The organism is Micromonospora cabrerizensis, from assembly GCF_022230955.1.
In the GTDB taxonomy this organism is placed as follows: Bacteria; Actinomycetota; Actinomycetes; order Mycobacteriales; family Micromonosporaceae; genus Micromonospora; species Micromonospora cabrerizensis.
This window is the reverse complement of record NZ_JAKKFI010000075.1, coordinates 1-1,000: the sequence shown is the minus strand read 5'-3', so window position 1 is coordinate 1,000 and position 1,000 is coordinate 1. Positions and strand designations below refer to the sequence as shown.

1 protein-coding gene is annotated in these 1,000 nt (G+C 66.6%); it reads right to left on the bottom strand.

What is annotated here, in order from left to right:
• Window positions 1–254: 254 nt before the first annotated feature.
• Window positions 255–917: a C39 family peptidase gene (locus LADH09A_RS18770; protein WP_238646769.1), complete on the bottom strand. Its 663-nt coding sequence runs from the start codon at window positions 915–917 to the stop codon at window positions 255–257.
• Window positions 918–1,000: the final 83 nt, after the last annotated feature.

Below are 1,000 nucleotides of genomic sequence, written 5' to 3'. Positions count from 1 at the left end.
GAGGTGCACACGAAGTACTCGTAGTATGAGGGCGCCACTGTCAGTAAGAGCGTCAGTGGAGCGTCGGGCTAGATGTACTAGCTGCCGGGGGTCAGCGGCGTCGGCGAGAACAAACTCGCCAAGTACGGCGAACAGATCCTGGCCGTCCTCGCCGAGACCTGATCCGGTCATGACGAAGGGCCGGGCCCCGTGGTGGGGTCCGGCCCTTCGGCTGTCGGTCGGTGTGTGGGTGCAGTGTTGTGTGCCGGGGCGGGTCAGCTGGTGGCGTAGCCGCGGGTGGCGATCCAGTCGGCGAGGTGCTCGACGGTGATCCAGTAGGAGGCGGTGTTCGGGTCGGCGGAGTCGGCGATCTTCACCGTCTGGCCGTTGTCGCGGTAGCCGACGACGCTGATGTAGTGCCCACCTTCGTAGGAGTGGGTGACGCCGTCGGTGTCGGTGCTGGTGCCGGCGATGTTGGCGACCACGGCCCGGCCGTTGTCCACGGTGCGGACGATGTCGGTGCGCAGCTTGTCGGTCTGCGGGGCGTCGGCGTCGGGCTTGCTGATCTCCACACTGTGGTAGGCGTCGGCCTTACCGGTTTCCTTGTTCAGTACCGGGGTGATGTCGTTGATGGAGTTGGTGCCGGCCTCGGTGGTGCCCATCTCCTTGGCCATGTCATCAACGTTGATGTTCTTGCCCTGCACGCTCAGGGCGTTACGGGTCGCGGCGGGCCCGCAGTAGTAGAAGTTCGGCTGCGCCTCGTAGCGCACACCCAGCTCCCGCTCACCCGAGGGCTTGCGGTCGGTCTGGGTCTGGGTGGTGGGCTTGGCGGTGCTCGGCGCCGCGAACGCGGCGGTCACGGGTCCGACGATGGCACCACCGGTGAACGCGATCCCAGCGGCGGTGAGTGCGCTCTTACGGATCAGATCGGTCCGCATGATGGCGTGCTCCTCTCCATCGGGGGTGTGCACGGCACGCCCGGGGGTGTTGCGTTCCGCCAGTGCAATGGGTGAGCGGCTTC